Source organism: Tabrizicola sp. (assembly GCF_041911175.1).
In the GTDB taxonomy this organism is placed as follows: domain Bacteria; phylum Pseudomonadota; class Alphaproteobacteria; order Rhodobacterales; family Rhodobacteraceae; genus Tabrizicola.
In genome coordinates this window covers 35579-59260 of sequence record NZ_JAYRPN010000107.1, presented here as the reverse complement: position 1 = coordinate 59260, position 23682 = coordinate 35579, and the positions used below count along the sequence as shown (strand labels likewise).

At 69.0% G+C, this 23682-nt stretch carries 31 protein-coding genes and 1 riboswitch; of the genes, 27 read left to right on the top strand and 4 right to left on the bottom strand.

All coding sequences use genetic code 11. The features are described 5' to 3' along the window. Positions 1-85: 85 nt before the first annotated feature. From ACE3P6_RS14865 to cobJ, 4 genes are read left to right on the top strand one after another with little or no spacing between them, the layout of a single operon-like run. Complete coding sequence (locus ACE3P6_RS14865; RefSeq protein WP_374396450.1) at positions 86-1372, top strand: precorrin-3B synthase; 1287 nt, start codon at positions 86-88, stop codon at positions 1370-1372. Further along, on the top strand, positions 1356-1985 hold the full coding sequence (locus ACE3P6_RS14860; protein WP_374396448.1) for a precorrin-8X methylmutase: 630 nt from the start codon (positions 1356-1358) through the stop codon (positions 1983-1985). The genes ACE3P6_RS14865 and ACE3P6_RS14860 overlap by 17 nt, the downstream gene beginning before the upstream one ends. A gap of 2 nt (positions 1986-1987) precedes the next feature. After that, positions 1988-2731, top strand: coding sequence for a precorrin-2 C(20)-methyltransferase (locus tag ACE3P6_RS14855; RefSeq protein ID WP_374396447.1), 744 nt, complete (start codon positions 1988-1990; stop codon positions 2729-2731). Continuing rightward, the gene (cobJ, locus tag ACE3P6_RS14850) at positions 2728-3477 is read left to right on the top strand and encodes a precorrin-3B C(17)-methyltransferase (protein WP_374396445.1); all 750 of its coding nucleotides are present in this window, start codon (positions 2728-2730) and stop codon (positions 3475-3477) included. The genes ACE3P6_RS14855 and cobJ overlap by 4 nt, the downstream gene beginning before the upstream one ends. Positions 3478-3641: 164 nt before the next feature. Here the strand turns inward: cobJ and ACE3P6_RS14845 are convergent, their stop codons facing one another. Then, entirely contained in the window at positions 3642-4373 is a 732-nt protein-coding gene (locus ACE3P6_RS14845; protein ID WP_374396444.1) for a cobalt-precorrin-6A reductase, read from the bottom strand. On the opposite strand from ACE3P6_RS14845, the gene cbiE reads away from it, so the two are divergent. From cbiE to ACE3P6_RS14795, 10 genes are all read left to right on the top strand, one after another. Beyond that, positions 4372-5547 carry a precorrin-6y C5,15-methyltransferase (decarboxylating) subunit CbiE gene (cbiE, locus tag ACE3P6_RS14840; protein WP_374396443.1) on the top strand — a complete coding sequence of 392 codons (1176 nt, stop codon included), beginning with the start codon at positions 4372-4374 and terminating at the stop codon, positions 5545-5547. The two genes, ACE3P6_RS14845 and cbiE, sit on opposite strands and share 2 nt — an antisense overlap. After that, the gene (locus tag ACE3P6_RS14835; protein WP_374396441.1) at positions 5544-5903 is read left to right on the top strand and encodes a cobalamin biosynthesis protein; all 360 of its coding nucleotides are present in this window, start codon (positions 5544-5546) and stop codon (positions 5901-5903) included. Before cbiE ends, ACE3P6_RS14835 begins: the two co-directional genes overlap by 4 nt. 67 nt (positions 5904-5970) lie before the next feature. Further along, complete coding sequence (cobM, locus tag ACE3P6_RS14830) at positions 5971-6756, top strand: precorrin-4 C(11)-methyltransferase (RefSeq protein WP_374396438.1); 786 nt, start codon at positions 5971-5973, stop codon at positions 6754-6756. Then, positions 6753-8072, top strand: coding sequence for a cobyrinate a,c-diamide synthase (locus ACE3P6_RS14825; RefSeq protein WP_374396435.1), 1320 nt, complete (start codon positions 6753-6755; stop codon positions 8070-8072). Before cobM ends, ACE3P6_RS14825 begins: the two co-directional genes overlap by 4 nt. 97 nt (positions 8073-8169) lie before the next feature. Beyond that, the gene (gene cobA / locus ACE3P6_RS14820) at positions 8170-8895 is read left to right on the top strand and encodes a uroporphyrinogen-III C-methyltransferase (RefSeq protein WP_374396432.1); all 726 of its coding nucleotides are present in this window, start codon (positions 8170-8172) and stop codon (positions 8893-8895) included. Continuing rightward, on the top strand, positions 8892-9209 hold the full coding sequence (locus ACE3P6_RS14815; protein WP_374396429.1) for a DUF1636 family protein: 318 nt from the start codon (positions 8892-8894) through the stop codon (positions 9207-9209). Before cobA ends, ACE3P6_RS14815 begins: the two co-directional genes overlap by 4 nt. Before the next feature lie 57 nt (positions 9210-9266). Continuing rightward, positions 9267-9484, top strand: a riboswitch (cobalamin riboswitch). A gap of 33 nt (positions 9485-9517) precedes the next feature. Continuing rightward, entirely contained in the window at positions 9518-9697 is a 180-nt protein-coding gene (locus tag ACE3P6_RS14810; protein WP_374376771.1) for a CbtB domain-containing protein, read from the top strand. Between the two features lie 12 nt (positions 9698-9709). Next, positions 9710-10483 (top strand): CbtA family protein, encoded by a 774-nt coding sequence (locus ACE3P6_RS14805; protein ID WP_374396426.1) that lies wholly within the window; start codon positions 9710-9712, stop codon positions 10481-10483. Positions 10484-10539: 56 nt separating this feature from the next. Next, positions 10540-11283: a precorrin-6A synthase (deacetylating) gene (gene cobF, locus ACE3P6_RS14800; protein WP_374396424.1), complete on the top strand. Its 744-nt coding sequence runs from the start codon at positions 10540-10542 to the stop codon at positions 11281-11283. Then, a complete protein-coding gene (locus tag ACE3P6_RS14795; RefSeq protein WP_374396421.1) occupies positions 11276-12220 on the top strand; it encodes a phosphotransferase enzyme family protein in 945 nt (314 codons plus the stop codon). The genes cobF and ACE3P6_RS14795 overlap by 8 nt, the downstream gene beginning before the upstream one ends. 35 nt (positions 12221-12255) lie before the next feature. On the opposite strand, the gene ACE3P6_RS14790 is transcribed toward ACE3P6_RS14795, so the two are convergent. Beyond that, on the bottom strand, positions 12256-13143 hold the full coding sequence (locus ACE3P6_RS14790) for a DMT family transporter (protein WP_374396418.1): 888 nt from the start codon (positions 13141-13143) through the stop codon (positions 12256-12258). After that, positions 13143-14027, bottom strand: coding sequence for a LysR family transcriptional regulator (locus ACE3P6_RS14785; RefSeq protein WP_374396416.1), 885 nt, complete (start codon positions 14025-14027; stop codon positions 13143-13145). The genes ACE3P6_RS14790 and ACE3P6_RS14785 overlap by 1 nt, the downstream gene beginning before the upstream one ends. A gap of 161 nt (positions 14028-14188) precedes the next feature. On the opposite strand from ACE3P6_RS14785, the gene ACE3P6_RS14780 reads away from it, so the two are divergent. From ACE3P6_RS14780 to ACE3P6_RS14720, 13 genes are all read left to right on the top strand, one after another. Beyond that, the gene (locus tag ACE3P6_RS14780; protein WP_374396413.1) at positions 14189-15070 is read left to right on the top strand and encodes a glycosyltransferase; all 882 of its coding nucleotides are present in this window, start codon (positions 14189-14191) and stop codon (positions 15068-15070) included. Between the two features lie 198 nt (positions 15071-15268). Continuing rightward, a complete protein-coding gene (gene ffh, locus ACE3P6_RS14775; protein WP_374396411.1) occupies positions 15269-16777 on the top strand; it encodes a signal recognition particle protein in 1509 nt (502 codons plus the stop codon). Next, on the top strand, positions 16777-17319 hold the full coding sequence (locus tag ACE3P6_RS14770) for a GNAT family N-acetyltransferase (protein ID WP_374396408.1): 543 nt from the start codon (positions 16777-16779) through the stop codon (positions 17317-17319). The genes ffh and ACE3P6_RS14770 overlap by 1 nt, the downstream gene beginning before the upstream one ends. Further along, on the top strand, positions 17316-17864 hold the full coding sequence (locus ACE3P6_RS14765) for a GNAT family N-acetyltransferase (protein ID WP_374396406.1): 549 nt from the start codon (positions 17316-17318) through the stop codon (positions 17862-17864). Before ACE3P6_RS14770 ends, ACE3P6_RS14765 begins: the two co-directional genes overlap by 4 nt. Next, on the top strand, positions 17864-18157 hold the full coding sequence (locus ACE3P6_RS14760; RefSeq protein WP_374376140.1) for a chorismate mutase: 294 nt from the start codon (positions 17864-17866) through the stop codon (positions 18155-18157). The genes ACE3P6_RS14765 and ACE3P6_RS14760 overlap by 1 nt, the downstream gene beginning before the upstream one ends. Before the next feature lie 57 nt (positions 18158-18214). After that, the gene (rpsP, locus tag ACE3P6_RS14755; RefSeq protein WP_374376142.1) at positions 18215-18568 is read left to right on the top strand and encodes a 30S ribosomal protein S16; all 354 of its coding nucleotides are present in this window, start codon (positions 18215-18217) and stop codon (positions 18566-18568) included. A gap of 55 nt (positions 18569-18623) precedes the next feature. Next, complete coding sequence (bluB, locus tag ACE3P6_RS14750; protein WP_374396403.1) at positions 18624-19208, top strand: 5,6-dimethylbenzimidazole synthase; 585 nt, start codon at positions 18624-18626, stop codon at positions 19206-19208. Further along, positions 19208-19714, top strand: coding sequence for a ribosome maturation factor RimM (gene rimM / locus ACE3P6_RS14745; RefSeq protein WP_374396401.1), 507 nt, complete (start codon positions 19208-19210; stop codon positions 19712-19714). Before bluB ends, rimM begins: the two co-directional genes overlap by 1 nt. Before the next feature lie 48 nt (positions 19715-19762). Next, positions 19763-20737, top strand: coding sequence for a hypothetical protein (locus tag ACE3P6_RS14740; RefSeq protein ID WP_374396398.1), 975 nt, complete (start codon positions 19763-19765; stop codon positions 20735-20737). Between the two features lie 43 nt (positions 20738-20780). Then, positions 20781-21584, top strand: coding sequence for a tRNA (guanosine(37)-N1)-methyltransferase TrmD (gene trmD / locus ACE3P6_RS14735; protein ID WP_374396395.1), 804 nt, complete (start codon positions 20781-20783; stop codon positions 21582-21584). 256 nt (positions 21585-21840) lie between these two features. Further along, positions 21841-22215, top strand: a complete 375-nt coding sequence (gene rplS, locus ACE3P6_RS14730) for a 50S ribosomal protein L19 (RefSeq protein ID WP_374376838.1) — start codon at positions 21841-21843, stop codon at positions 22213-22215. 11 nt (positions 22216-22226) lie between these two features. Beyond that, the gene (gene rpmE / locus ACE3P6_RS14725; RefSeq protein WP_294971911.1) at positions 22227-22448 is read left to right on the top strand and encodes a 50S ribosomal protein L31; all 222 of its coding nucleotides are present in this window, start codon (positions 22227-22229) and stop codon (positions 22446-22448) included. 218 nt (positions 22449-22666) lie between these two features. Further along, the gene (locus tag ACE3P6_RS14720; protein ID WP_374396392.1) at positions 22667-23476 is read left to right on the top strand and encodes a division plane positioning ATPase MipZ; all 810 of its coding nucleotides are present in this window, start codon (positions 22667-22669) and stop codon (positions 23474-23476) included. Here the strand turns inward: ACE3P6_RS14720 and ACE3P6_RS14715 are convergent. Beyond that, the gene (locus ACE3P6_RS14715) at positions 23445-23618 is read right to left on the bottom strand and encodes a hypothetical protein (protein WP_374376834.1); all 174 of its coding nucleotides are present in this window, start codon (positions 23616-23618) and stop codon (positions 23445-23447) included. The two genes, ACE3P6_RS14720 and ACE3P6_RS14715, sit on opposite strands and share 32 nt — an antisense overlap. Positions 23619-23682: the final 64 nt, after the last annotated feature.

Below are 23682 nucleotides of genomic sequence, written 5' to 3'. Positions count from 1 at the left end.
GCGTCCTTCACGCAAAAGGCCGAGACAAAAGCCTTGCGGCGAAGCCGCTCGATTCAATAGCTGCCTCGACCCAAGGGCGCCCCGCATGACCGCCTGGGAGATCAAGGGCTGGTGCCCAGGTGCGCTCCGCCCGATGCAATCCGGCGACGGTCTGGTCGTCCGCATCCGGCCCCCGACGGGCCGCCTGACCCCGGCGCAGGCCGAAGCCATCGCCAGGGCTTCGCAATCCCACGGCAACGGCATCATCGACCTCTCCGCCCGCGCCAACCTGCAACTGCGTGGCGTGACCGAGGCCTCCCACCCTCGCCTGATCGACGACCTCCGCGCCCAGGGCCTGATCGACCCGGATATCGAGACCGAATCACTGCGCAACCTGATCGTCACGCCGTTCCGCAGCGGCCCCCCCACCCCATCCGTCCCCCATGCGGGGGGGAGGGAGCCGCCCACGCCGACCGTCTCGACCAACATCAACGCCAAGCGCCTCCCCTCCCCCCCGTGGGGAGGGGCTGGGGGTGGGGGGCACCCGGTCAGCCCATCGTGTGACGATACCGACACCATTGCCATCACCCTTACCGCCGCGCTGGCGAGAATGCCCCGCCTGCCGTCCAAGTTCGGTTTCGCGCTCGACACCGGCCCGCGCCCCGTCCTTACCCAGGCCTCCGCCGACATCCGCGTCGAACGCAGCGCCGACGGAAGCCTGATCCTGCGCCCCGAGGGCCACCCTCTCGGCCAGCCCGTCACCGATCTCGCCCGCGACGTCCTCGCGATGGCCGACTGGTTCGTGGCGAACGGCGGCATCAGCAATGGCCGGGGCCGCATGGCCGCCCTCACCGCCAAAGGCAACACGCCGCCCGGCTGCATCCTCGCCCCCGCCGAACCCCTGCCCACACCGCAGCCCGGCCTCCATCCCGACGGCGCCCTCGTCGCCCTCGCCTTTGGCCAGATGCAGGCGGAAACGCTGCACGCCCTCGCCGTCTTGGACCACGAAATCCGCCCGACCCCCTGGCGCATGCTCCTCCTCGTCGGCGCGACCGAAGTCCCGGACATCCCCGGCCTGATCACCGACCCCGCCGACCCGATCCTCCGCATCACCGCCTGCACCGGCGCTCCCGGCTGCCCGCAGGCCCAGGGCGACACGCGACACCTCGCCCGCCAGCTTGCCCCGCACCTTGCGGAAAACCAGACCCTCCACCTCTCCGGCTGCGCCAAGGGCTGCGCCCATCCCGGCCCCGCCGAGACCACCCTCACCGCCACTGCCTCAGGCTACGACCTGATCCGGAACGGCACCGCCCATGACACCCCCAGCCTGACGGGCCTGACGCCCGAGGCGATCCTGACCCACCTGAAAGCCCCCGATGCCCCACGCTTATGAAACCGACGGCGCCGCGATCTATCTGCAAAGCTTCGCCATGATCCGGGCCGAGGCCGACCTCGCCCGCTTCACGCCCGAGGAGGAAATCGTCGCCGTCCGCATGATCCACGCCGCCGGGATGGTCGACCTCGCCCGCCACATCCGCTTCACCCCCGGCATGGCCACCCAAGCCCGCGCCGCGCTGGAAGACGGCGCCCCCATCCTCTGCGACGCCCGCATGGTCAGCGAGGGCATTACCCGCGCCCGCCTGCCGCGAAACAACGACGTCATCTGCACCCTGCACGACCCGCAGATCCCCGCGCTGGCGAAGGAGATGCAGAACACCCGCTCCGCCGCCGCGCTCGAACTCTGGCGCCCGCACCTCGCCGGGTCCATCGTCGCCATCGGCAACGCCCCCACCGCGCTTTTCCACCTTCTGAACATGCTGGAAGACCCCGCCTGCCCCCGCCCCGCCGCGATCATCGGCTGCCCGGTGGGCTTCGTCGGCGCCGCCGAGTCGAAGGACGCCCTGATGGCCGCCCCCCCGGTCCCCAGCCTCATTGTCCAGGGTCGCCTCGGCGGGTCCGCGATCACTGTGGCCGCCGTCAATGCGCTTGCCTCCCGGAAGGAATGATCATGGCCCCGACAACCGGCAAGGTGATCTGCGCAGGCCTCGGCCCCGGCGACCCCGAACTGATTAGCCTGAAAGCCGCCCGCGCCATCGCCGCCGCCCACCATGTCGCCTATTTCCGCAAGGCCGGGCGCGAGGGTCAGGCCCGCCGCATCGTCGAGGGGATGCTCTCCCCTTCCGCCGTCGAATACCCGATGGAATACCCGGTCACGACCGAAATCCCCTTCGACAGCCCCGAGTACACCGAGGCACTCGCCCGTTTCTACGACGACTGGGCCGACCGCCTTTCCACCCTCGCCGCGACCGAGGAGGTCCTTGTCCTCTGCGAAGGCGACCCGTTCTTCTACGGCAGCTTCATGCACCTGCACTCCCGCCTGCAGGGCCGCGTGCCGGTCGAGGTGATCCCCGGCATCACCGGCATGACCGGCTGCTGGAACGCCACCGACACCCCGATCACCTGGGGTGACGACGTGCTGACCGTCCTCATGGGCACCCTGCCTGAAGATGACCTCGTCCGCCACATGACCCAATCCGACGCGTTGGTCGTGATGAAGACCGGTCGCAACCTCCCCCGCGTCCGCCGCGCCTTGGAACGCGCCGGGCGGCTCGACAGCGCCTGGCTGGTCGAACGCGGCACCATGCCCAACCAGCGCGTCGCCCGCCTGGCCGAGGTCGAGCCGCATGACGTGCCCTATTTCGCCATCGTCCTCGTCCACGGCCACGGCCGCCGCCCGGAGATCGCCGAATGACCGGGACGCCGGATCGGGGCTGGCTTTGCATCGCGGGCCTTGGGCCGGGGGATGACCGGCTGGTCACGCCCGAGGTCACGGAAACCCTCGCCCAGGCGACCGACATCGTCGGCTACATCCCCTATGTCGCCCGCGTCGCCCCGCGCGAGGGCCTCACCCTCCACCCCTCCGACAACCGGGTGGAACTCGACCGCGCCCGCGCCGCGCTGGACATGGCCGCCGCCGGACACCGCGTCGTCGTCGTCTCCTCCGGCGACCCCGGCGTCTTCGCGATGGCCTCCGCCGTGTTCGAGGCGCTGGAGGACCGCCCCGACTGGCAGGCGCTCGACATCCGCGTATTGCCCGGCATCACCGCCATGCTCGCCGCCGCCGCCGCCGCCGGGGCGCCCCTCGGCCACGACTTCGCTTGCATCAACCTCTCCGACAACCTGAAGCCCTGGCAGGTGATCGAGACCCGCCTCCGCCACGCCGCCCGGGCCGATTTCGCGATGGCCTTCTACAACCCCCGCTCGGCCAGCCGCCCCGAAGGCTTCACCAAGGCCCTCGCCACTCTCCGCGAGGAATGCGGGCCCGACCGCCTGATCACCTTCGCCCGCGCCGTCTCCACCCCCGACCAGCGTCTCCTGACCGTCACCCTCGGCGAAGCCACCCCCGAGATGGCCGACATGCGCACTGTGGTGATTGTCGGCAATTCCGCCACCCGCCGCGTCGGGCGCTTCGTCTATTCGCCAAGGAGCGTGCGATGACTACCCCGACACCCGCCCCGAGGCTTCTGGCAAAGGCGCCTCCCCTCCCCCTCCGTGGGGAGGGGCTGGGGGAGGGGGGCTTCCCGGCGTTCGGCTCGGCCCCCACCCTCTCCCTCCCCACGAGGGGGAGGGAAGCGCTTCGTTCCAATCGCCGCGCCCCCGGCTCAACCGTCCAGCCAGCCCATCACCTCACCCACCGTCCGCGCCACCTGTCGCGATGGCACCAAAGGCCGGTCGATCAGCACCACCGGCAGCCCCAACTCCCGCGCCGCGACCAGCTTCGCCTCCGCCCCCGCGCCGCCCGCATTTTTGGCGACGATCACCTCGATCCGGTGGTCCTTGAGCAACGCCCGGTCGCCCTCCACGTCGAACGGCCCGCGCGCGATCACCGCCTCGGCCCGGGGCAGGGGCAGCGCTCCGGTCGGCGGATCGACGAGGCGCAACAGGTACTGGTGCTGCGGTGCCCCCGCGAAGGCGCTCAGGTTCTGCCGGCCGATGGCAAGGAACACCCGGCGCGGGGCCTCTCCCAGCGCCACCACCGCCCCGGCAAGATCGGGAACATGGGTCCAGTGGTCGCCCGCACCGGCCTGCCACGGCTCCCGCTCCAGCGCGATCAGGGCAACGCCCGCTTCAACGCAGGCTTCCACCGCATTCCGGCTCATCTGCGCCGCGAACGGGTGGGTCGCGTCGATCACATGGCTGATGCCCTCGGCGCGCAGGTAGCCCACCAACCCCTCCACACCGCCAAACCCGCCGACGCGGACGGGCAGGGGCTGCGCCACCGGCGCTTCGGTCCGTCCCGCATAGGAATAGACCGCCTCCACCCCGGCATCCGCCAGGGCACGGGCCATGCGGGCGGCTTCGGTGGTTCCGCCCAGAAGCAGGACGCGGGTCATGGCTGATCCCTGGCTCACGATCATCGGTCTCGGCGAAGATGGACCGGCTTCGCTGTCCCCCGCAAGCCGCGAAGCGCTCGCCGCCGCCAAGGCCGTCTTCGGCGGCCCCCGCCATCTGACGCTGGTTCAGGCGGGAGAGAAAGGCCACCCCTGGCCCATCCCCTTCGACCCGACCCCCGTCCTTGCCCACCGGGGCACACCCACGGTCGTCCTCGCCTCCGGCGATCCGTTCTGGTTCGGCGCGGGCGGCAGCCTGATGCCCCACCTCCAGCCGGGGGAATGGACCTCGCACCCCGCCCCCTCCACCTTCCAGCTCGCCGCGAACCGCCTTGGCTGGCGTCTGGAGGAGACGCTGGCCCTCGGCCTCCACGCCGCCCCCTTCGCCCGCCTGCGCCCCGTTCTCGGGAAAGGAGTCCGCGCGATCTGCACCCTGCGCGACGGGGCCGCAGTGCCGGAACTGGCGGCATGGCTGGTGGCAAACGGCCACCCCAACGCCCGCCTGACCGTCCTCGAACGCCTCGGCGGCCCGCACGAACGCATCCGCCCCATCACCGGCGAACCTCCGCAAGACATCGCCGCCCCCGTCGCCCTCGCCATCGAGGGCCGCGACCCCGGCCTGCCGCAAGCCTCGGGCCTCCCCGACGAGTTCTTCCAGCACGACGGCCAGATCACCAAACGCCCGGTCCGCGCGCTCACCCTCTCCGCGCTCGCCCCCCGCCCGGGCGAGACGCTGTGGGACATCGGCGCAGGCTCCGGCTCCATCGGCATCGAATGGCTGCTCGCCGGGGGCACAAGGGTCGAGGCGCTGGAGGCCGACCCCACCCGCGCCGCCCGCGCCCGTTCCAACGTGGAACACTTCGGCCTCAGCCACCGGCACCGTCTGACCGAGGCCCGCGCCCCCGAAGGCCTGTCCGGCCTGCCCAGCCCCGACGCCGTTTTCATCGGCGGCGGCGCCTCCGACGCGCTCCTCACTCATCTTTGGGACGTGATCCCCCCCGGCACCCGCCTCGTCATGAACGCCGTGACGCTGGAAACCGAGGCGCTGGTCCTCGACTGGTCCACCCGTCACGGCGGCCATCTCCTGAAGGTCGAGCTTTCGGAAACCACCGCCATCGGCCGCAAGCGCGGCTGGAAGGCGGCACTCCCGATCCTGCAATGGAGCGTCACCCGATGATCGTCGCGGGCTTCGGATTCCGCTCGGGCGCAACCCTCGCCGCGCTGCAAGACGCCCTCGCGCGCGCCGGGGGGCCGGACGGCGTGACGCATCTGGCCACGCTTGCCGCAAAGGCCGCTGGACTGCGACCCTTGGCGCAGATGCTGGAACTGCCGCTCGTCGCGCTGGAGCCGGACGGCTTGCGCGGCATTCCGACGCTCACCCGTTCCGAGCGGGTGCAGGCGCTCTTCGGCACCGGCTCGGTGGCCGAGGCGGCAGCCTTGGCAGTGGCGGGGCCGGGCGCGAGATTGCGTGGCTCGCGGGCGGTGTCCTCGGACGGGACGGCGACGGCAGCGATTGCGGAGGGGGCGGAATGAAGAGCCTCCGGCGGGGATATTTGGGCAAAGATGAAAGGGCAGGGGTTAGCCTCTGCATGGAGAAGCGATGACCGTTCATTTCATCGGCGCGGGGCCGGGCGCGCCGGATCTGCTGACCTTGCGCGGGCGCGACCTGATTGCCGCCGCGCCGGTCTGCCTCTACGCCGGATCGCTGGTGCCCGAGGGGGTGCTGTCGCACTGCCCGCCCGGCTGCAGGATCGTCAACACCGCCCCGCTGTCGCTGGACGAGATCATCGCCGAAATCCAGGCCGCTCATGCCGCCGGGCAGGACGTGGCGCGGCTCCACTCCGGCGACCTCTCGGTCTGGTCCGCGATGGGCGAGCAACTTCGCCGCCTGCGCGATCTTGGCATCCCCTATGATGTCACCCCCGGCGTCCCCTCCTTCGCCGCCGCCGCCGCCGCGCTGGGGGTGGAACTGACCCTCCCCGGCCTCGCCCAGTCGGTCGTCCTGACCCGCACCGAGGGCCGCGCCACCCAGATGCCCTCGCGTGAAAACCTCCCCGCCTTCGCCGCCACCGGGGCGACGCTGGCGCTGCACCTCTCGATCCACCTGATCGACAAGCTGACCGCCGAGCTGATCCCCCACTACGGCCCCGACTGCCCCGTCGCCGTGGTCTGGCGCGCCAGCTGGCCCGACCAGCGGATCATCCGGGCGACCCTTGCCACGCTGAAAGCCGCCGTCCCTGCGGAGGTGGAGCGCACCGCCCTGATCCTCGTCGGGCCCTCGCTGGCGCAGGAAGGCTTCGAGGAAAGCCGCCTCTACGCCGGCGACTACGACCGCCGCTACCGCCCCGTCGGCACCCACCCGCGCTTTCCGGGTACCGGCAGGTGACGCCGGGCCTGATCATCGCCGCCCCGGCCTCGGGCACCGGCAAGACCACGGTCATGCTGGGCCTGCTCGCCGCGCTGCGTGACCGGGGGCAGATCGTGCAGCCCTTCAAGAACGGGCCGGACTACATCGACCCCGCCTTCCACCGCGTCGCCTCGGGGCGCCCCTCGGTCAACCTCGACACCTGGGCGATGGGGCCTTCGATGCTGGCGGGGCTGGCCTCGGCAGGGCAGGGGGCCGACCTGATCCTGGCGGAGGGCTCGATGGGCCTCTTCGACGGGGTGGCGAGCAAAGGGGCCACCGGCACCGGCGCGGGGTCGGACCTTGCCGCGCTGATGGGCTGGCCGGTGGTGCTGGTGATCGACGCCTCCGGTCAGGCGCAGACGGCGGCGGCGGTGGCGCTGGGTCTGGCGCGGTTCCGGGCCGGGGTGCGGGTGGCGGGGGTGATCGTGAACCGCATCGCCAGCCCCCGGCACGAGGCGCTGGTCCGCGCGGGCATGGCCGAGGCGGGCCTGCCGGTGCTGGGCGTCCTGCCGAAGCGCGGGGCCATCGCCATGCCGGAGCGTCACCTGGGGCTGGTGCAGGCCGAGGAACAGCCCGCCCTCCAGGCGCTGATCTCCGATGCCGGTCAGCTTGTGCGCGAGAATGTCGACCTCGACGCCCTGATCGCCGCCGCTGCCAGCGACACAACCCCCGCGGCGGCGCCGAAGATCACGCCCCCCGGCCAGCGCATCGCCCTTGCCCGCGACGCGGCGTTCAGCTTCGTCTACCCGCATCTCCTGCAAGGCTGGCGCGACGCCGGGGCCGAGGTTCTGCCCTTCTCCCCCCTCGCCGACGAAGCCCCCGACCCCTCCGCCGACACCTGCTGGCTTCCCGGCGGCTACCCGGAACTGCACGGGGCGACCCTTGCCGATGCCAACCATTTCCGCGCAGGGCTCAGGGCCTTTGCCGAAACCAAGCCCGTCCACGGTGAATGCGGGGGTTACATGGCAATGGGCGAGGCGATCATCGACAAGGGTGGCATCCGTCACCCGATGGCGGGGCTCCTGGGGCTGGTGACAAGCTACGAGAAGCGGAAGATGCACCTCGGCTACCGGCTGGCGCGCCTTGCGCAGCCGATCCCCGGCCATGCCAGCGGCAGCAGCCTGAGGGGCCACGAGTTCCACTATTCCACCATCCTCACCCAGCCCGACGCCCCGCTTGCCGATGTCACCGACGCCAACGGCGACCCCGTGCCGGAGACCGGCAGCACTCGACTCCAGCCGGGGGGCGGGCTATCGACCGGCACCTTCTTCCACCTGATCGCAGGCGCGTCATGACCCGACCCTATCGCCCTGGCCCCGGAGTTTTCGAAAACTCCGGTTCGGAGCCTTCAAAGGCTCCGGTCCGATTTCTTCGAAGAAATCGGGGGCGCGCATGACCGGCTTCGTCACCTTCGTTTCCGCCGGTCCCGGCGACCCGGACCTCCTGACCGTCAAGGCGGTGAAGGCGCTCGCCGCCGCCGATGCCGTGCTCTACGACGACCTCTCCTCCGGCCCGATCCTCGCCTTGGCCAAGCCGGGGGCCGACATGGTGGGCGTGGGCAAGCGGGCGGGCCGCGCCTCGCCGAAACAGGACCATGTCAGTCGGCTCTTGGTCGATTATGCCCTGACCGGGGCGAACGTGGTGCGGCTGAAATCCGGCGACTCGGGCATCTTCGGGCGGCTGGAGGAAGAGCTGACCGCCGTCCGCGCCGCCGGGATATCTTGCGAGATCATCCCCGGCGTGACCTCTGCCGCCGCCGCTGCTGCCGCCGCCGGTATCCCGCTGACCCGCCGCCAGCAGGCGCAGCGGATCCAGTTCATCACCGCCGCCGACGTGACCGGCAACCTGCCCCCCGGCCTGAACATCCCGGCCCTGGCCGACCCGCAGGCCACCACGGTCATCTACATGGGCAAGCGCACCTTCCCGGCGCTGGCCGAGCTCCTGATCGCTGCGGGCCTCTCGCCCGACACCCCCGCGCTCCTGGCCGAGGCCGTCTCCACCCCCGAGCAATACCTGCACCGGACGACCATCGCCGGGCTGGCCCGCGACCTGGCCGAGGATCGCTCGCCCCGTCCCGGCCTGATCATCCTGGGCGCGCTGGCCGAGGGGTCGCTGTGATCGTCACCCTCTGCGCCAGCTGCGGTCTTGGCCAGGCGGGCTTCGCCGCCCCCCTGCAAGCCGCGCTGGCCACCGAGGGCCTTGCCGCACAGGTCACCACCATCGACTGCATGTCCGGCTGCACCCGCCCCTCGACCTGCGCCTTCCGCGCGCCCGGCAAGACGGCCTACCTCTTCGGCGACCTGACCGAGGCCGACCTGCCCGACCTCCTCACCTTCGCTCGTCACTACGAGGCCTCGCCCGATGGCAACCTCGCCGATGCCCGCGTGCTTGGCGGGCTACGGATGAAGGCCATCGCGCGGATTCCGGGCTGATCGGTCGCAAATCGCCGCAAGGGGACGCAAATCGCCTTGACCCGCGCGCCCGCCTGGTGGCAACTGGAAGGGCATGGTGTCCGGCAAGACGCAAAGCGTTCGGACTGAAACGGGAATGGGACGGGGCGTACCGCGAACGGCGCCTCCAACCCGACCGCCCCCGCGACTGTATGCGGAGAGCGGCTTTCCATCGGCCACTGGCCCCTCGGGCTGGGAAGGCGGAAAGCAGCCTCGACCCGCGAGTCAGGAGACCGGCCAGGCGAAGGAAACCCGAACTGCCGTCGGGTGTGACGGCAATGGAGCATATGATGAACACGACGATCTCGACCTCGACCCGCGCTTCCGAAAAGACCACCGCCCTCTTGTCCGTCCTGGGCATGCTGATGCTGGGCATGGTGATTCTGTTCGCCGCCGGTCACGCGCAGTCCGCCACCCTGCATGACGCCGCCCATGACGTGCGTCACGCGACTGGCTTCCCCTGCCACTGATCCCCTGACCAAATGATCCAACGGATGCTGACCGGCGCGCTTGTCGCCGGTTGTGCGGCATGGCTGCTTGCGGCTGTGCTGCATTTCGCTTTCGTGCAGAAGTACATCCTTCTGGGCGAGGAATATGAATCCGGGGCCGCCGTCCATTTTGGCGGCGTTGCCCCCGCAACCGGGGCTGCGGCCACCGAAACCCACAGCCACGACGCCACGACAACCGAAGAAACCCACAGCCACGACGGGGCGGAAGCCGCGCATGACCACGGCGACGGCGGCGAGGCTTCGACCCTCGCGCGCGATCTCTGGACGACCGTGTTCTTCGGCCTCGTCTACGTCGCCTATGCCCTGATCCTCGTCGCGGGCTTCGGCCTGGCCCGGATCTACGGCAAGGTGATCACCGCGCGCGAGGGCCTGATCTGGGGCATCGCGGGCTTCGCAGCCTTCCAGCTTGCCCCGGCGATGGGTCTTGCACCGGAACTGCCCGGCACGCTCGCTGCCGATCTGGGCGAGCGGCAGGTCTGGTGGTGGGGCACGGTGGCGGCGACCGCCGTCGCGCTTGGCCTTCTCGGCTATGGTCGCAGCCTCGTGACCACCGGGATTGCCGTCGTCCTCCTCGCCGCGCCGCATGTCATCGGCGCGCCGGAACTGGAGGGCTTCAGCGGTGTCGCCCCGCCCGAGGTGTCGGCGGCCTTCGCGGCGCGCGTCCTGGGTGTCGGGCTTGCGGTCTGGGCCCTGATGGGCTGGGTCGCGGGCTGGGTCTGGGCCAGGGGCGCTGACACGCCCGCCTGAACGCGATAACAGATTGCGGTCCCCTGACCGGGGGCCGCAGCATCAGGAAACCCGCGATGACCACCCTTTCCCTCATCGGCATCGGCACCGGCAACCCGGACCATGTCACCGGCCAGGCGATCCGCGCGCTGAACGGGGCCGACCTGATCCTGATCCCCCGGAAGGGAGAGGCGAAGTCCGACCTCGCCGACCTCCGCCGCCAGATCCTTGCCCAAGTGCTGACCGCCCCGGTCTTAGTGGCGGATTACGACGTGCCGCAGCGCGCCGACCAGGACGACTACCTCGGCGCGGTGAATGACTGGCACGACGCCATCGCCAAGGCCTGGGCCGAGACCATCGCCGCCCACCGACCCGGCGCGGCAAATGTCGCGCTGATGGTTTGGGGCGACCCCTCGCTCTACGACAGCACGCTGCGCATCGCCGCCCGCCTGCCCGGCCTGACGGTCAAGGTCATCCCCGGCATCACCAGCCTGCAGGCCCTGACCGCAGCCCATGCCATCCCGCTGAACACCCTCGCCGCGCCCGTGACGATCACCACCGGGCGGCAGCTCCGCGACCACGGCTGGCCCCCGGGGGCAACGACGCTCGCCGTCATGCTGGACAAGGGCGGGGCCTTCACCGTCCTGCCGCCGGATACCCAAATCTGGTGGGGCGCCTATGTCGGCATGCCCGAAGAGACGCTGATCCACGGCCCCCTCGCCGTGGTGTCCGATGAAATCCTCGCCACCCGCGCGAAGCTTCGGGCCGAGCACGGCTGGATCATGGACATCTACCTGCTCCGCCGGGGCGGCGATGACTGACCTGATCGCCCGCGCGCTGCCGGTCTACGGGCTGGACGCCGATACCCCGCTGACCCTCCTCAACCGCTCGGAAAACGAGACCTGGCGGGCGGGGCCGCTGGTCCTGCGCCTGCACCGCCAAGGCTACCATACCAGGCCCGAGATCGCCTCCGAACTCGCCTGGCTTTCCGCGCTGCAAGACCTGCCCGGTCTGAACTGTGTCCGTCCGATCCCCGGCGCGCAGGGCCTTGTCACCGAACTGGACGGCCGCTTCCTCGTCGCCTTCGCTCCCATCGCGGGACAGGAACTGCAACCCGGCGACGACCTCGCCCGCTGGTTCGCGCCCCTGGGCGAGATCACTGCGCGGCTTCACCTCCAGTCACGCCAGTGGACTCCGCCGCAAGGCTTCACCCGCAAGCGCTGGGACGTGGAGACGATCCTCGGCCCCGATCCGCATTGGGGCCATTGGCGGCAGGCGCAGGGCCTCGACCCCGAAGGCGAGACGCTGCTGGCCCGCGCGACGGATGCCCTCGCGACCAGGCTGCATGCCTACGGCACCAGCCCCGAAACCTTCGGCCTGATCCACGCCGACCTCCGCCTTGCCAACCTGATGGTCGACGGCGACAGGCTCACCGCCATCGACTTCGACGATTGCGGGCTCGGTTGGTGGGCCTACGACCTCGCCGCCGCTTTGTCCTTCTACGAGACCGACCCGCGCCTGCCCGACCTCATCGCCCGCTGGTGCGAGGGTTACGCCCGCATCGCCCCCCTGCGCCCCGAAGACCGCGCGATGATCCCGGCGCTGATCCTGCTGCGCCGGGTGCTGCTGACCGCCTGGCTTGCCACCCGGGCCGACAGCGACACCGCCCAAGGCCTCGGCGGACCGGTCTATACCGAAGGCACCCTCGATCTGGCCGACCGCTATCTGACCGACGGCCTTATCGCGTTCCGCCCGTAAGTCTAAAAATTTTCTAGAAAATTTTTAGACTTCTCTCATTCCTTCAACAACAATCCCAAAGCCAGCACCGTCAGCGCTACCCCCACCAGCACCAGCCCCGGCGGGACGGCACCATGCAGGATGATCTCCCACAGGATCACCCAGCTTGGCACCAGATAGGTATAGGCCATCACTTTCGCCGCAGGCAGCCGCAGGGAGGCGTATTGCAAGAGAACGAAGGTCAGCGCGCTCGCCGCCACCGCCGTATAGACGAGCGTCACCCAGACCACTCCCGGCAACGCCGCCCAGTCCGTTGCCAGCATGGCGGGCCAGGCATACAAAGCCAGCAGCACCGTCCCCGCGACCATCATCCCGAAGGTGAAGACCACCGCCGGTTCGCCCCGGTTCAGCTTGCGCACCAGTGGCGCATAGGCCGCATGCGCCACGCAGCCGACGAAATAGATCACCTCGCCCCGCCCGATCGCCATCGCCCTCAGCGCCTGCAGATCGGCCCGGAAGATCACCCACAGCGCGCCCAGGCCCCCGATCCCCAGCGCCACGGCCATCCGCCCGGTCAGCCTCTGCCGCAGGAACAGCCAGCCGAAGCCCGCCGCCATCAGCGGAGTCAGCGTGAACACCGCCGCCGCCGACACCGGGGGCGCGGTCTTCAGCCCCTCGAACATCAGCACGAAATAGGCGCCCAGAAGCCCGCCCAGCACCAGATAGCGCCAGGGCGCCGCCCAGGCGCTGCGGGGGATGCCCGTGGTCATGACCGCCGCCGCGCCGACCAGCACCCCCGCCAGCACGAAGCGCGCCACCGACAGCGCGCCGGGGTCGATATGCGGCGCGGCCAGCACCCCCAGCGAGAACGACCCCGCCACCAGCGCCGAAAACGCCAGCATCGCCAGATGCCCGCGCGCGGGCTGCGACAGGCCGGACAGCATCAGGTGCAGAACTTCCAGCCCTTCGCCGCGTCCTTCAGATGCGCCAGGAAGGCCTGCACCTTCCGCGTCCGGTGCAGGTCGACATGGGTGACGATCCGCAGCTCGGATTCCCATTCGGGCCGGGGCGGCAAGACCTCGACCAGACTGTCGTCGCCCGAAGCCCGGAAGCTCATCATGAAGCCGATGCCCGCCCCCTGCCGCACCGCCTGGTCCAGCGCGGCGGTCTCGGTTGCGGCATAGGCGATCTGGTCGGGATGCACCGTGGCCCGCAGCCAGCGGTGGAAGGGGGCCCGCGTCACCTCGGCATCGGTGCAGACGAAGCGGTGCCCTGCGAACTCGGCCTCGGAGGCGGGCTTGCCGAAACGCTCGACATAGGACCGTGCGGCATAGAGGCCAGCCTTGATCCGCACCAGCGGCTGCACCACGTTGTCCGGCTCCTCCGGCCCGTTCCCCGCGCGGATCGCCACATGCGCTTCGCCATAGTCCAGCCGGAACACCCGCATGTCGGTCAGGAACCGCACCCGGACCTCGGGGAACCTCTCCTGAAAGCTCACCATCACCGGCGTCAGCAGGTCCGCGATCCCGGCGATGGACGTGACCACCAGCTCGCCCGAGACCGTCTCGCCCTGGCCCTTGATCCGGCTGACGAGGTGGGCGAACTGCTCTTCCGTCGTCTGCGCCACCGCCAGCAGGTCGCGGCCCGATTCCGTCGGCGTATAACCCCGCGCGTGGCGCTGGAAGAGCTTGACCCCCAGCCGCTTCTCCAGCGCGTCGATGTGCCGGATCACGGTCGCATGATGCACCCCCAGCACTTCCGCCGCGCCCGAGACGGTGCCCAGCCGCGCCACCTGGAAGGCCGTGCGGATTTCGTCCCAGTTCTCCATGCCCGGCCCTTTCCACTGTGCGGGGATGCACAGGAAACCCTGCAATCCGGCGCGACACAAGGGGGAAAACCGGGGATTTCCCGGCCTTTGCTGCGACCGACTTCCTTGACAGGGTCGCGATGCCCGGTCCTTCTGGAACCGGAAGCAGCAACGAGGCGCGCGTGTTCGATCATCGGCCCATCTACGGGCATATCCGGTTCTCTTTCTACGGCTTCACCGACACCCGTCTGAAGCCCGACCCCGACGACAAGGCGCTGGCCGAGCTTTACGACGAGACGCGGATGGCGCGGCGGTTCTTCCTGTTCGAGAACCTGACGCTGCCCAGCCTGATCGCCCAGACCGACCGCGACTTCACCACCGTCCTGATGTCGTCCGACGTGATGCCCGACCGGTTCAAGGAGCGGCTGGTCGCACTGGCATCGCGGCTTCCCGGCGCTATCGTGGAGTTTTCGCCCACACGCCGGGGCGACCTGGCCTTTCGCAAGGTCATGGCAGACTCGCTCGCCCCGCGGATGCGGGGGACCGCTATCCATTTCCGGCTCGATGACGATGACGCCCTTGCCATGTCCTATATCGCCCGGCTCCGGCAGGTCTCGCAGACCCTGCCGCCCAGCACCCATATCTCGTTTCCCTCCGGTATCATGCTGTTCCCGTCCGGCCGAGAGGAGCCTTTGGGCGCATCCATGCCGCATCAACGTTTCCTGACCGCAATCGGTCTGGCGACGGTGAACAGCGCGAAGTTCACCAAGAACCCGTTCCAGATGATGCACAGCAATGTCTGGACCCGCTGGCCCGTGATCTCGGACCCAAGCTTCCCCGCCTTCATCCGCACCCAGCATTTCGCCAATGACACGGCGGCAAAGCAGGACCGGATCATCTCTGGCCTCCAGCGGGAGAGGTTCAGCCGCCGCGCCGGTCGCTACACCGCGCAGGTCGAAGCGATGCTCGCACGGCATTTCCCCTTCATCACACGCGAACGGCTGGATGGTCTGCTCGGCGAGTGTCAGGCGATCCGGGGCATGGCCGACCTGCCGCCCGTCTGATCTGCCCCTCCCGCTTGACTCGCGCCTCACGCAGGCGTAATCCCCGCCGCAATTCCCCGGAGGCATGCGCTTCCGGTCCCTTGGGCATTTCCCGGGATCGCCATCCGTCAGCGCGTCTGCGCCCACGGGTGCCCTTCCGCTTTGCACCTGGGTTTCGCCGCCCCATATCGGGGCGAACAGGACTGAAAGGGTGACGCGATGTTCGAAAGCCTCTCCGAACGCCTTGGCGGCGTCTTCGACCGCCTGACCAAACAGGGCGCCCTGACCGAGGCCGATGTCGTCACCGCGCTGCGCGAGGTCCGTGTCGCGCTGCTGGAAGCCGACGTTTCGCTGCCCGTCGCCCGCGACTTCATCAAGCGCGTCACCGAAAAGGCCACCGGCTCTGCCGTCACCAAGTCGATCACCCCCGGCCAGATGGTGGTGAAGATCGTCCATGACGAACTGATCCGCGTCCTCTCGGGCGACGGCCCTGCCGAGGCCTTGAAGATCGACAACCCGCCCGCGACGATCCTGATGGTCGGCTTGCAGGGTTCGGGCAAGACCACAACCACCGCCAAGCTGGCGAAGCGGCTGAAGGAAAAGAACGGCAAGAAGGTCCTGCTGGCGTCCCTCGACACCAACCGCCCGGCGGCGATGGAGCAGCTGGCGATCCTCGGGACGCAAATCGGCGTCGACTCGCTGCCCATCGTCAAGGGCGAAACCGCCGTCCAGATCGCCAAACGGGCGAAGACGCAGGCGAACCTCGGCGGCTATGACGTCGTCTTCCTCGACACCGCCGGACGCCTGCACATCGACGAAGTCCTGATGGACGAGGTGCAATCCGTCCGCGACATCGCCCAGCCGCGCGAAACCCTGCTGGTGGTCGACGGCCTCACCGGCCAGGACGCCGTCAACGTCGCCACCGAATTCGACGGCAAGGTCGGCATCTCGGGCGTCGTCCTGACCCGGATGGACGGCGACGGTCGTGGCGGCGCGGCGCTGTCGATGCGCGCGATCACCGGCAAGCCGATCCGGTTCGTCGGCCTTGGCGAGAAGATGGACGCCATCGAGCCTTTCGAGGCCGAGCGCGTCGCGGGCCGCATCCTTGGCATGGGCGACATCGTCGCGCTCGTCGAAAAGGCGCAGGAGACGTTCGAGGCCGAACAGGCCGAACGCATGGCCAAGCGCTTCGCCAAAGGGTTGTTCAACATGAACGACCTGAAGATGCAGCTCGACCAGATGCTGAAGATGGGCGGGATGCAAAGCCTGATGGGCATGATGCCCGGCATGGGCAAGATGGCGGGCCAGGCCGAGGCCGCGGGCATCAACGACAAGATGCTGCACCACCAGATCGCGCTGATCAATTCGATGACCAGGAAGGAACGCGCGAACCCCGACCTCCTCGCCGCCAGCCGCAAGAAGCGCATCGCCCAAGGGGCGGGCCTCGACGTCGCCGATCTCAACCGCCTGCTGAAGCAGCACAAGCAGATGGCGGACATGATGAAGAAGATGGGCAAGGGCGGGATGATGAAGCAGCTCGTCAAGCAGTTCCTCGGCAAGGGCGGGATGCCCGACCCGTCGAAGATGTCGCCCGAACAGCTGGCCGAGATGGCCAAGGGCATGAGCCAGGGCGGTGGCATAGGCGGTGGCCTGCCCCCCGGCCTCGGCGGCCTGCCGCGCGGAATCACCCTGCCTGCGGGTCTTTCCGGGCTGATGCGGAAGAAGTGATGCCCGCCACCGCGCAACAGATCGACCTGACGATCCCGGTCCTCCAGACCGAACGTCTGGTGCTGCGCGCGCCACAGTCATCCGATTTCGATGCGATCGCCACCTTCTACGCCGATGCCGACCGCTCCTGGGGCTTTGGCGGCCCACAGAACCGGAACGAGGCATGGCGCTGGTTCGCCAGCCTGCTTGGCCATTGGGCCTTGCGCGGCTTCGGTTTCTGGATGGTCGACACCCGCGAGGGCCAGACGGTCGGCATGGTGGGCCTCTGGGAACCGGAAGGCTGGCCCGAGCCGGAACTGGGCTGGGTCATGTTCGCCAACGGCGAGGGCAAGGGCTACGCTTTCGAGGCCGCAATGGCCGTCCGTGACCACGCCTACCGCAACATGGGCTTCCGGACGCTCTCCTCGAACATCTTTCCGGGGAACCAGCGCTCGGTCGCCCTCGCCGAACGCATGGGCGCATGGAAAGAGCGGGAATATCAGAACGTCACGCATGGCACCGAAATGGTCTACCGCCATCCGGGGCCGGAGGCTGTGGCATGACCTACGCCTTCACCCTTCCCATCCCCACCCTGACCACCAACCGCCTGATCCTCCGCGAGCCGCGCGAGGCGGATTTCCCGGCCATGCTCGCCTTCAACGACAGCCCCCGCGCGGCTTTCGTCGGCGGTGGGCGCGACCGGCAATGGATCTGGCGCGGGCTTCTCGCCAACATTGGCCACTGGGCGCTGCGCGGGCACGGCTTCTTCTCGGTCGACACCCACGCGGGCGATTTCGTCGGGCGGATCGGCGTCATCTTCCACGATGGCTGGGACGAACCGGAACTCGGCTGGCACCTTTTCGACGGGTTCGAGGGGCAGGGCTACGGCGTCGAAGCCGCCCGCGCCGCCAAGGCCGACTATCACGCCCGCATCAGCCCCGCGCCGCTGATCAGCTACATCGACCCGGCCAACCCGAAGTCCGAGGCGCTGGCGAAACGCCTTGGCGCCGCGCCGGAACGGCAGGCGGTGTTCTTCGACAAGACGATCAACGTCTGGCGCCACGCCGGGCCGACCGACGCCAAGCAGACGACCGGAAGAGGGGCCTGATGGACACCGCCACGCATGCTGCCACCTTGCTGAAGGACCACCGCGAGTCGATCGACCGGCTGGACGCGATCCTTGTCTTCACGCTTGCCGAACGGTTCAAGCACACCCAGGCCGTGGGGAAACTCAAGGCCGAACACGCCCTTCCGCCGTCGGACCCGGCGCGCGAAGCACGGCAGATCGACCGGTTGCAGCGTCTGGCCGTCGAGGCCGACCTCGACCCGGAATTTGCCCGGAAATTCCTGAACTTCATCATCAGCGAAGTGATCAGGCACCACGAGAAACTGCAAGAATGACAACCCCGTAGGGTGTGCCACGGCGCACCTTCGACATAAAACCAAGGAGACTACAAAATGGCTATGAAAATCCGTCTCGCGCGCGGTGGTTCCAAGAAGCGCCCGTTCTATTCCATCGTCGCCACCGATTCGCGCATGCCGCGCGACGGCCGCTTCCTGGAAAAGCTCGGCACCTACAACCCGCTTCTCGCCAAGGATGACGAAAAGCGCGTCGTGATGAACATGGAGCGCGTGCAGCACTGGCTGTCGCAGGGTGCCCAGCCGACCGACCGCGTCGCCCGCTTCCTGGAAGCCGCCGGCGCCCGCCCGAAGGCCGCCCGCAACAACCCGAAGACCGGCACCCCCGGCAAGGCGATGGCCGAGCGCGCCGCCAAGAAGGCCGCCCGCGCCGCCGAACCGGCCGCCGAGTGACCCTGTGACGCCCGGCCAGTTCAGCCCCGAATTCCGGGAGGAGCTGGCCGCGCTCATGCGGTGGCGGCGCGACGTGCGCCGCTTCCGCACCGACCCCGTGCCCGAAGACCTTCTGGCGCATGCCTTGCGGGCCTTCACGCTGGCCCCCTCGGTCGGCCTCAGCGAACCCTGGCGTGTCCTGAGGATCGAAAACCCCGATCGCCGCGCCGCCTGCCTTGCCAATTTCCGCGACTGCAATGCCGAAGCCCTGAGCGGTTTTGCAGACGACCGCGCCGCAACCTACAGTCGGCTGAAACTCTCCGGCATGGCCGAAGCCCCGGTCCACCTGGCGGTCTTCTGCGACGATGCCACGCCCAAGGGCCACGGCCTCGGCGCCGCGACCATGCCCGAAACCCGCGCCTACTCCGTCGTCGGCGCCATCACCCATCTCTGGCTTGCGCTTCGCGCCGGAGGCCTTGGCCTCGGCTGGGTCTCGATCCTTGACCATGCCCGGCTGAACCGCGACCTTGACGTTCCCGACGGCTGGCGTTTCATCGGCTATCTCTGCATCGGCTGGCCGGAGAAGGAGGATACCGTGCCCGAACTGGAACGCGCCGGATGGGAAAGCCGCTCCCCCGCCCTGCATCTGGAGACCCGCTGATGTCCGACCTGATCTGCATCGGTGCCATTGCCGGGTCCTTCGGCGTCAATGGCGAGGTCCGGCTGAAAAGCTTCTGCTCGGAGCCGACCGACATCGGCACCTACGGACCGCTATCGACCGAAGACGGCAGTCGCAGCTTCCAGATCACCCTGACCCGCCCCGTCGCAGGCGGCCTCGGAGCGCGGATCGAGGGAGTGAAAACCAAGGAACAGGCCGACGCCCTGCGCGGCACCAGCCTCTATGTCCCGCGCGACCGGCTGCCCTCGCTTCCCGATGACGAGTTCTACCACGCCGACCTGATCGGCCTCTCGGCCTTCGACACCGGGGGAGAGCTGATCGGCAAGGTGACGGCGATCTACAATCACGGGGCGGGTGATATCGTCGAAATATCGCCCAACCGTCATAAATCGGCCCTGCTTTTGCCCTTTACCACAGCAATCGTGCCCAATGTCGACCTGACGGCGGGCCGGATCGTTGTGAACCTGCCGGACGTTTCCGACGAATAGCCGCTCCTCGGGCTCCGGGGCGCGGGCCTTGGACAGAGAGGGGGGATCATGCTGACGCGCATGCGCCTTGTGAAGGGGGCCGCCGCACTCCTGTATATCGGGCCGCTGATCGCCGGGCTCTGCGGCTTCGGCTGGCACATGCTCGCCCCGTTCGTCGCGATCTTCGTGGTCTGGCTGATGGTGCTGCGCCCCGAGCAATGGCCGACAAGCCCCGGCGAATGGCTGACAGGGCCGGCCTGGCTGGCCGCATTGGCCCAGATCCTGTCGCAGGTCCTGCTGGTCGGCGTCCTTTTCGGCATCGGGCGCGGGTTGGGCGGGCTGGCCAACATCGGCGCACTCGTCGTCGACCCGATCCTGCCGCTGGCCGTCTCCTTCCTGTCGATTCCCCTTTGCCGGATGCTCTGGGATGCGAAGGAAGCCGCAGCCCAAGGCTATTTCCTGGATGACGAGGCGGCTTTCGCCCATGCCGACAACGCCGTGGGGCAGGCAGCGATGGCCGTCATTCCGCTTCTCAACCTTCCCGACACCGCGCCCGACGCCCAGGTCACCCAGGCGGTTGCCGCCGCGCTGGACGTTCCTGCCTCCGACCTGCGGCTTGATGCGGTGACGGCGGCGCTGGCGCATCCCGACCGCAGCCATGCCGCCCTTCGCCGTGCCCTGGTGCTCTGGGCGACCGAGCCCGAGATCGTCGCCCCCGGCCATGTCCCCCACAGCATGGCCAATGCCTTCAGCATCGCGGGCGGCAATCTCGACCTTCTTCGCCTCTATGTCCCCCGCGCCCTGGCGCTGATCGCCGCCTTCCCGAACCGCGCCGCCGACTTTCCGCCACCCGCAAGGCTGATCGACGCCGCCGGTGCCGACCCCGACCCCGATTCGGACCTTCCCGCCCACCTGCAGGCCGACCTCAGCGACGGCCTGCGCGCCCTGGCCCGTTCGGTCGAGGCGGCGCTTGGCGGGCCGGTCCGACCTCTGGCAGCACCCGATCCGGCGCCCGTCGTCACGACAACCCACCGCACCGCCTGAGCCGGGGCTTTCCGCAGCCCCGCTTCTGCGCTACTCCCGGCCCATGTCCGACCCCGATGACAAACCGAAAAGCCACGGGCGCCTGCAAATCCGCGCCAGCGTGAAACCCCGCGACCTGATGGAGGAGCCGCGCCTGGTGAAGGGCGCCTTCGTTGCCAAGGTCATCACGCTTTTCCCCGACGCCTTCCCCGGCACGCTGGGCCTCTCGCTCACCGGCAAGGCGCTGGACCTCGGGCTCTGGCACCTTGACCCGATCGACCTGCGCCCCTTCGGCGAGGGCAAGCACAGGAACGTCGACGACACCCCCGCCGGGGGCGGTGCGGGCATGGTCCTGCGCCCCGACGTGGTCGACGCCGCCTTCCGCCACGCGCGCGAGGGCACTCCGGTCGACCGCGCCCGCTGGCCGGTCGTCTACCTTTCGCCGCGTGGGGCACCCTTTTCGCAAGGAACTGCCCGCCGCTTCGCCGCCGCCGAAGGCATCACCCTCCTTTGCGGCCGCTTCGAAGGGGTGGACCAGCGCGTGCTGGATCACCACCAGGTCGAGGAAATCAGCCTTGGCGACTTCGTCCTGACCGGCGGCGAGATCGCCGCGCAGGCGTTGCTCGATGCCACCGTCCGTCTCCTCCCCGGCGTCCTCGGCAATGCCGCCTCGACCGAGGAGGAAAGCTTCTCCGACGGGCTTCTGGAACACCCGCAGTACACCCGCCCCGCGACGTGGGAGGGGCAGGACATCCCTGCCGTGCTGCAATCCGGCAACCATGCGGAAATCGCCAGATGGCGCCGCGAAAGGTCCGAGGACCTGACCCGCACCCGCAGGCCGGACCTGTGGGAGAAACGGGGCCGCTGACCGCCCCGCCCCTTGACCGGCCCCCCCCTTCCGCCTATACGCGCCCGGTCCGGGGCGTTCAGCCCAACGGACCCGATTCCCTTTGCCTGCCTGCCTTCTTCCGCAGGGTCATCGCACGGGGCGCGGACCACACATAGGCAGGCGCCACCTGCGGCGGGCTTCTTGATCACTCAAGGGGGACCCGGACGAAGACCGGAAGCTCTGGCGCGGCATCACATCTGCGGAACATACCGCAGGCAAAACTGGAGACCAGCGCATGAACCTCATCGCGCAGATCGAGGCGGAGCAGATTGCCGCCCTCGGCAAGACCATCCCGGATTTCAAGGCCGGCGACACCATCCGCGTCGGCTACAAGGTGACCGAAGGCACCCGCTCGCGCGTGCAGGCCTATGAAGGCGTCTGCATCGGCCGCAAGGGCGGGGCGACCATCGCCGCCTCCTTCACCGTCCGCAAGATTTCCTTCGGCGAAGGCGTGGAGCGCGTGTTCCCGCTCTACTCGACCAACATCGATTCCATCGAGGTCGTGCGCCGCGGCAAGGTCCGTCGCGCCAAGCTCTACTACCTGCGCTCGCGCCGCGGCAAATCGGCCCGGATCGCCGAAGTCACCAACTACAAAGAAAAAGCCGAGTAAGGAGCGGGACGATGAAAGCCGAAATTCACCCCGATTACCACACGATCACCGTCAAGATGACCGACGGCTCGACCTATACGACGCGCTCGACCTGGGGCAAGGACGGCGACACCCTGTCGCTCGACATCGACCCGCTGGCGCACCCGGCCTGGACCGGCCAGCAGGCCAAGCTCCTGGACACCGGCGGTCGCGTGTCGAAGTTCAAGAACAAATACGCGGGCCTCGGGTTCTGATCCCGACCGCTGCATCGAACAGGGGGCGTGCCGAAAGGTGCGCCCCTTCTTCATTGCCGACGCCAGCCACCGGAGTTTTCAAAAACTCCGGACCGGAGCCTTTGAAGGCTCCGAACCGATTTCTTCGAAGAAATCGCTCCCTGCCCCTCGGCGGAATCCCGCTTCCCCCTGCCCAAGTCCCCGCATAAGAAAGCGCCGGGACAGGAACAGGGGCCAGCATGGCGCGGATCATCGTCGTCGGGAACGAGAAGGGCGGCTCGGGCAAGTCGACCACCTGCATGCATGTGGCCACCGCGCTGGCCCGGCTTGGCCACCGGGTCGGCGCACTGGACCTTGATCTCCGCCAGCGGTCGTTCGGGCGCTATATCGAGAACCGCCGCGCCTACCTGGCCCAGGCGGGCCTCAACCTGCCTACCCCCGACTATCGCAGCCTGCCCGAAATCGACCCGGCCGCACTGTCTGTGGGCGAGAATGCCCAGGACCAGCGCCTGACCCGCGCCATCGAGGCGATGGACGGCGAGATGGACTATATCGTGATCGACTGCCCCGGCAGCCACACGCGCCTCAGCCAGGTGGCGCATACCCTTGCCGACACCCTGATCACGCCCCTGAACGACAGTTTCGTCGACTTCGACCTGCTGGCGCGGATGGACGGGCTGACCGGAAAGATCAAGGGGCCGTCGATCTACTCCGAAATGGTCTGGGCCGCGCGGCAGACCCGGGCGCAGGCGGGGCTGCAGCCGATCGACTGGATCGTCGTCCGTAACCGGCTTGGCGCGCAGCAGATGCACAACAAGAAGAAGGTCGGCGCCGCACTGGAGGAACTCTCGCGCCGCATCGGCTTTCGCGTGCTGAACGGGTTCTCCGAGCGGGTGATCTTCCGCGAGCTGTTCCCGCGCGGCCTGACTTTGCTGGATCTCAAGGATACCGGGGTCGATCAGCTGAACCTGTCGAACATCGCCGCCCGGCAGGAACTGCGCGACCTGATGGCCGGGCTCAGACTTCCGTCTCTGGTGGTCGGCTTCTGAACACCGGCCCGCCCAGCCCGGCGTGGTTCACCACCCGGGTCCGGGTCACCTTCTTCAGACGCTTCTCGAAAGGCTCGTCCACCGCATCTTTCCGGACGCGGCCAAGCCCCATCTTCTTCAGCAGCATGATCGTCTTTTTCATTGCGGGCGTCCTTTCGGCCATGCCCCCTTGTCCGGGTGAAGCGCGGCAGGACTAAGGCAGGCGA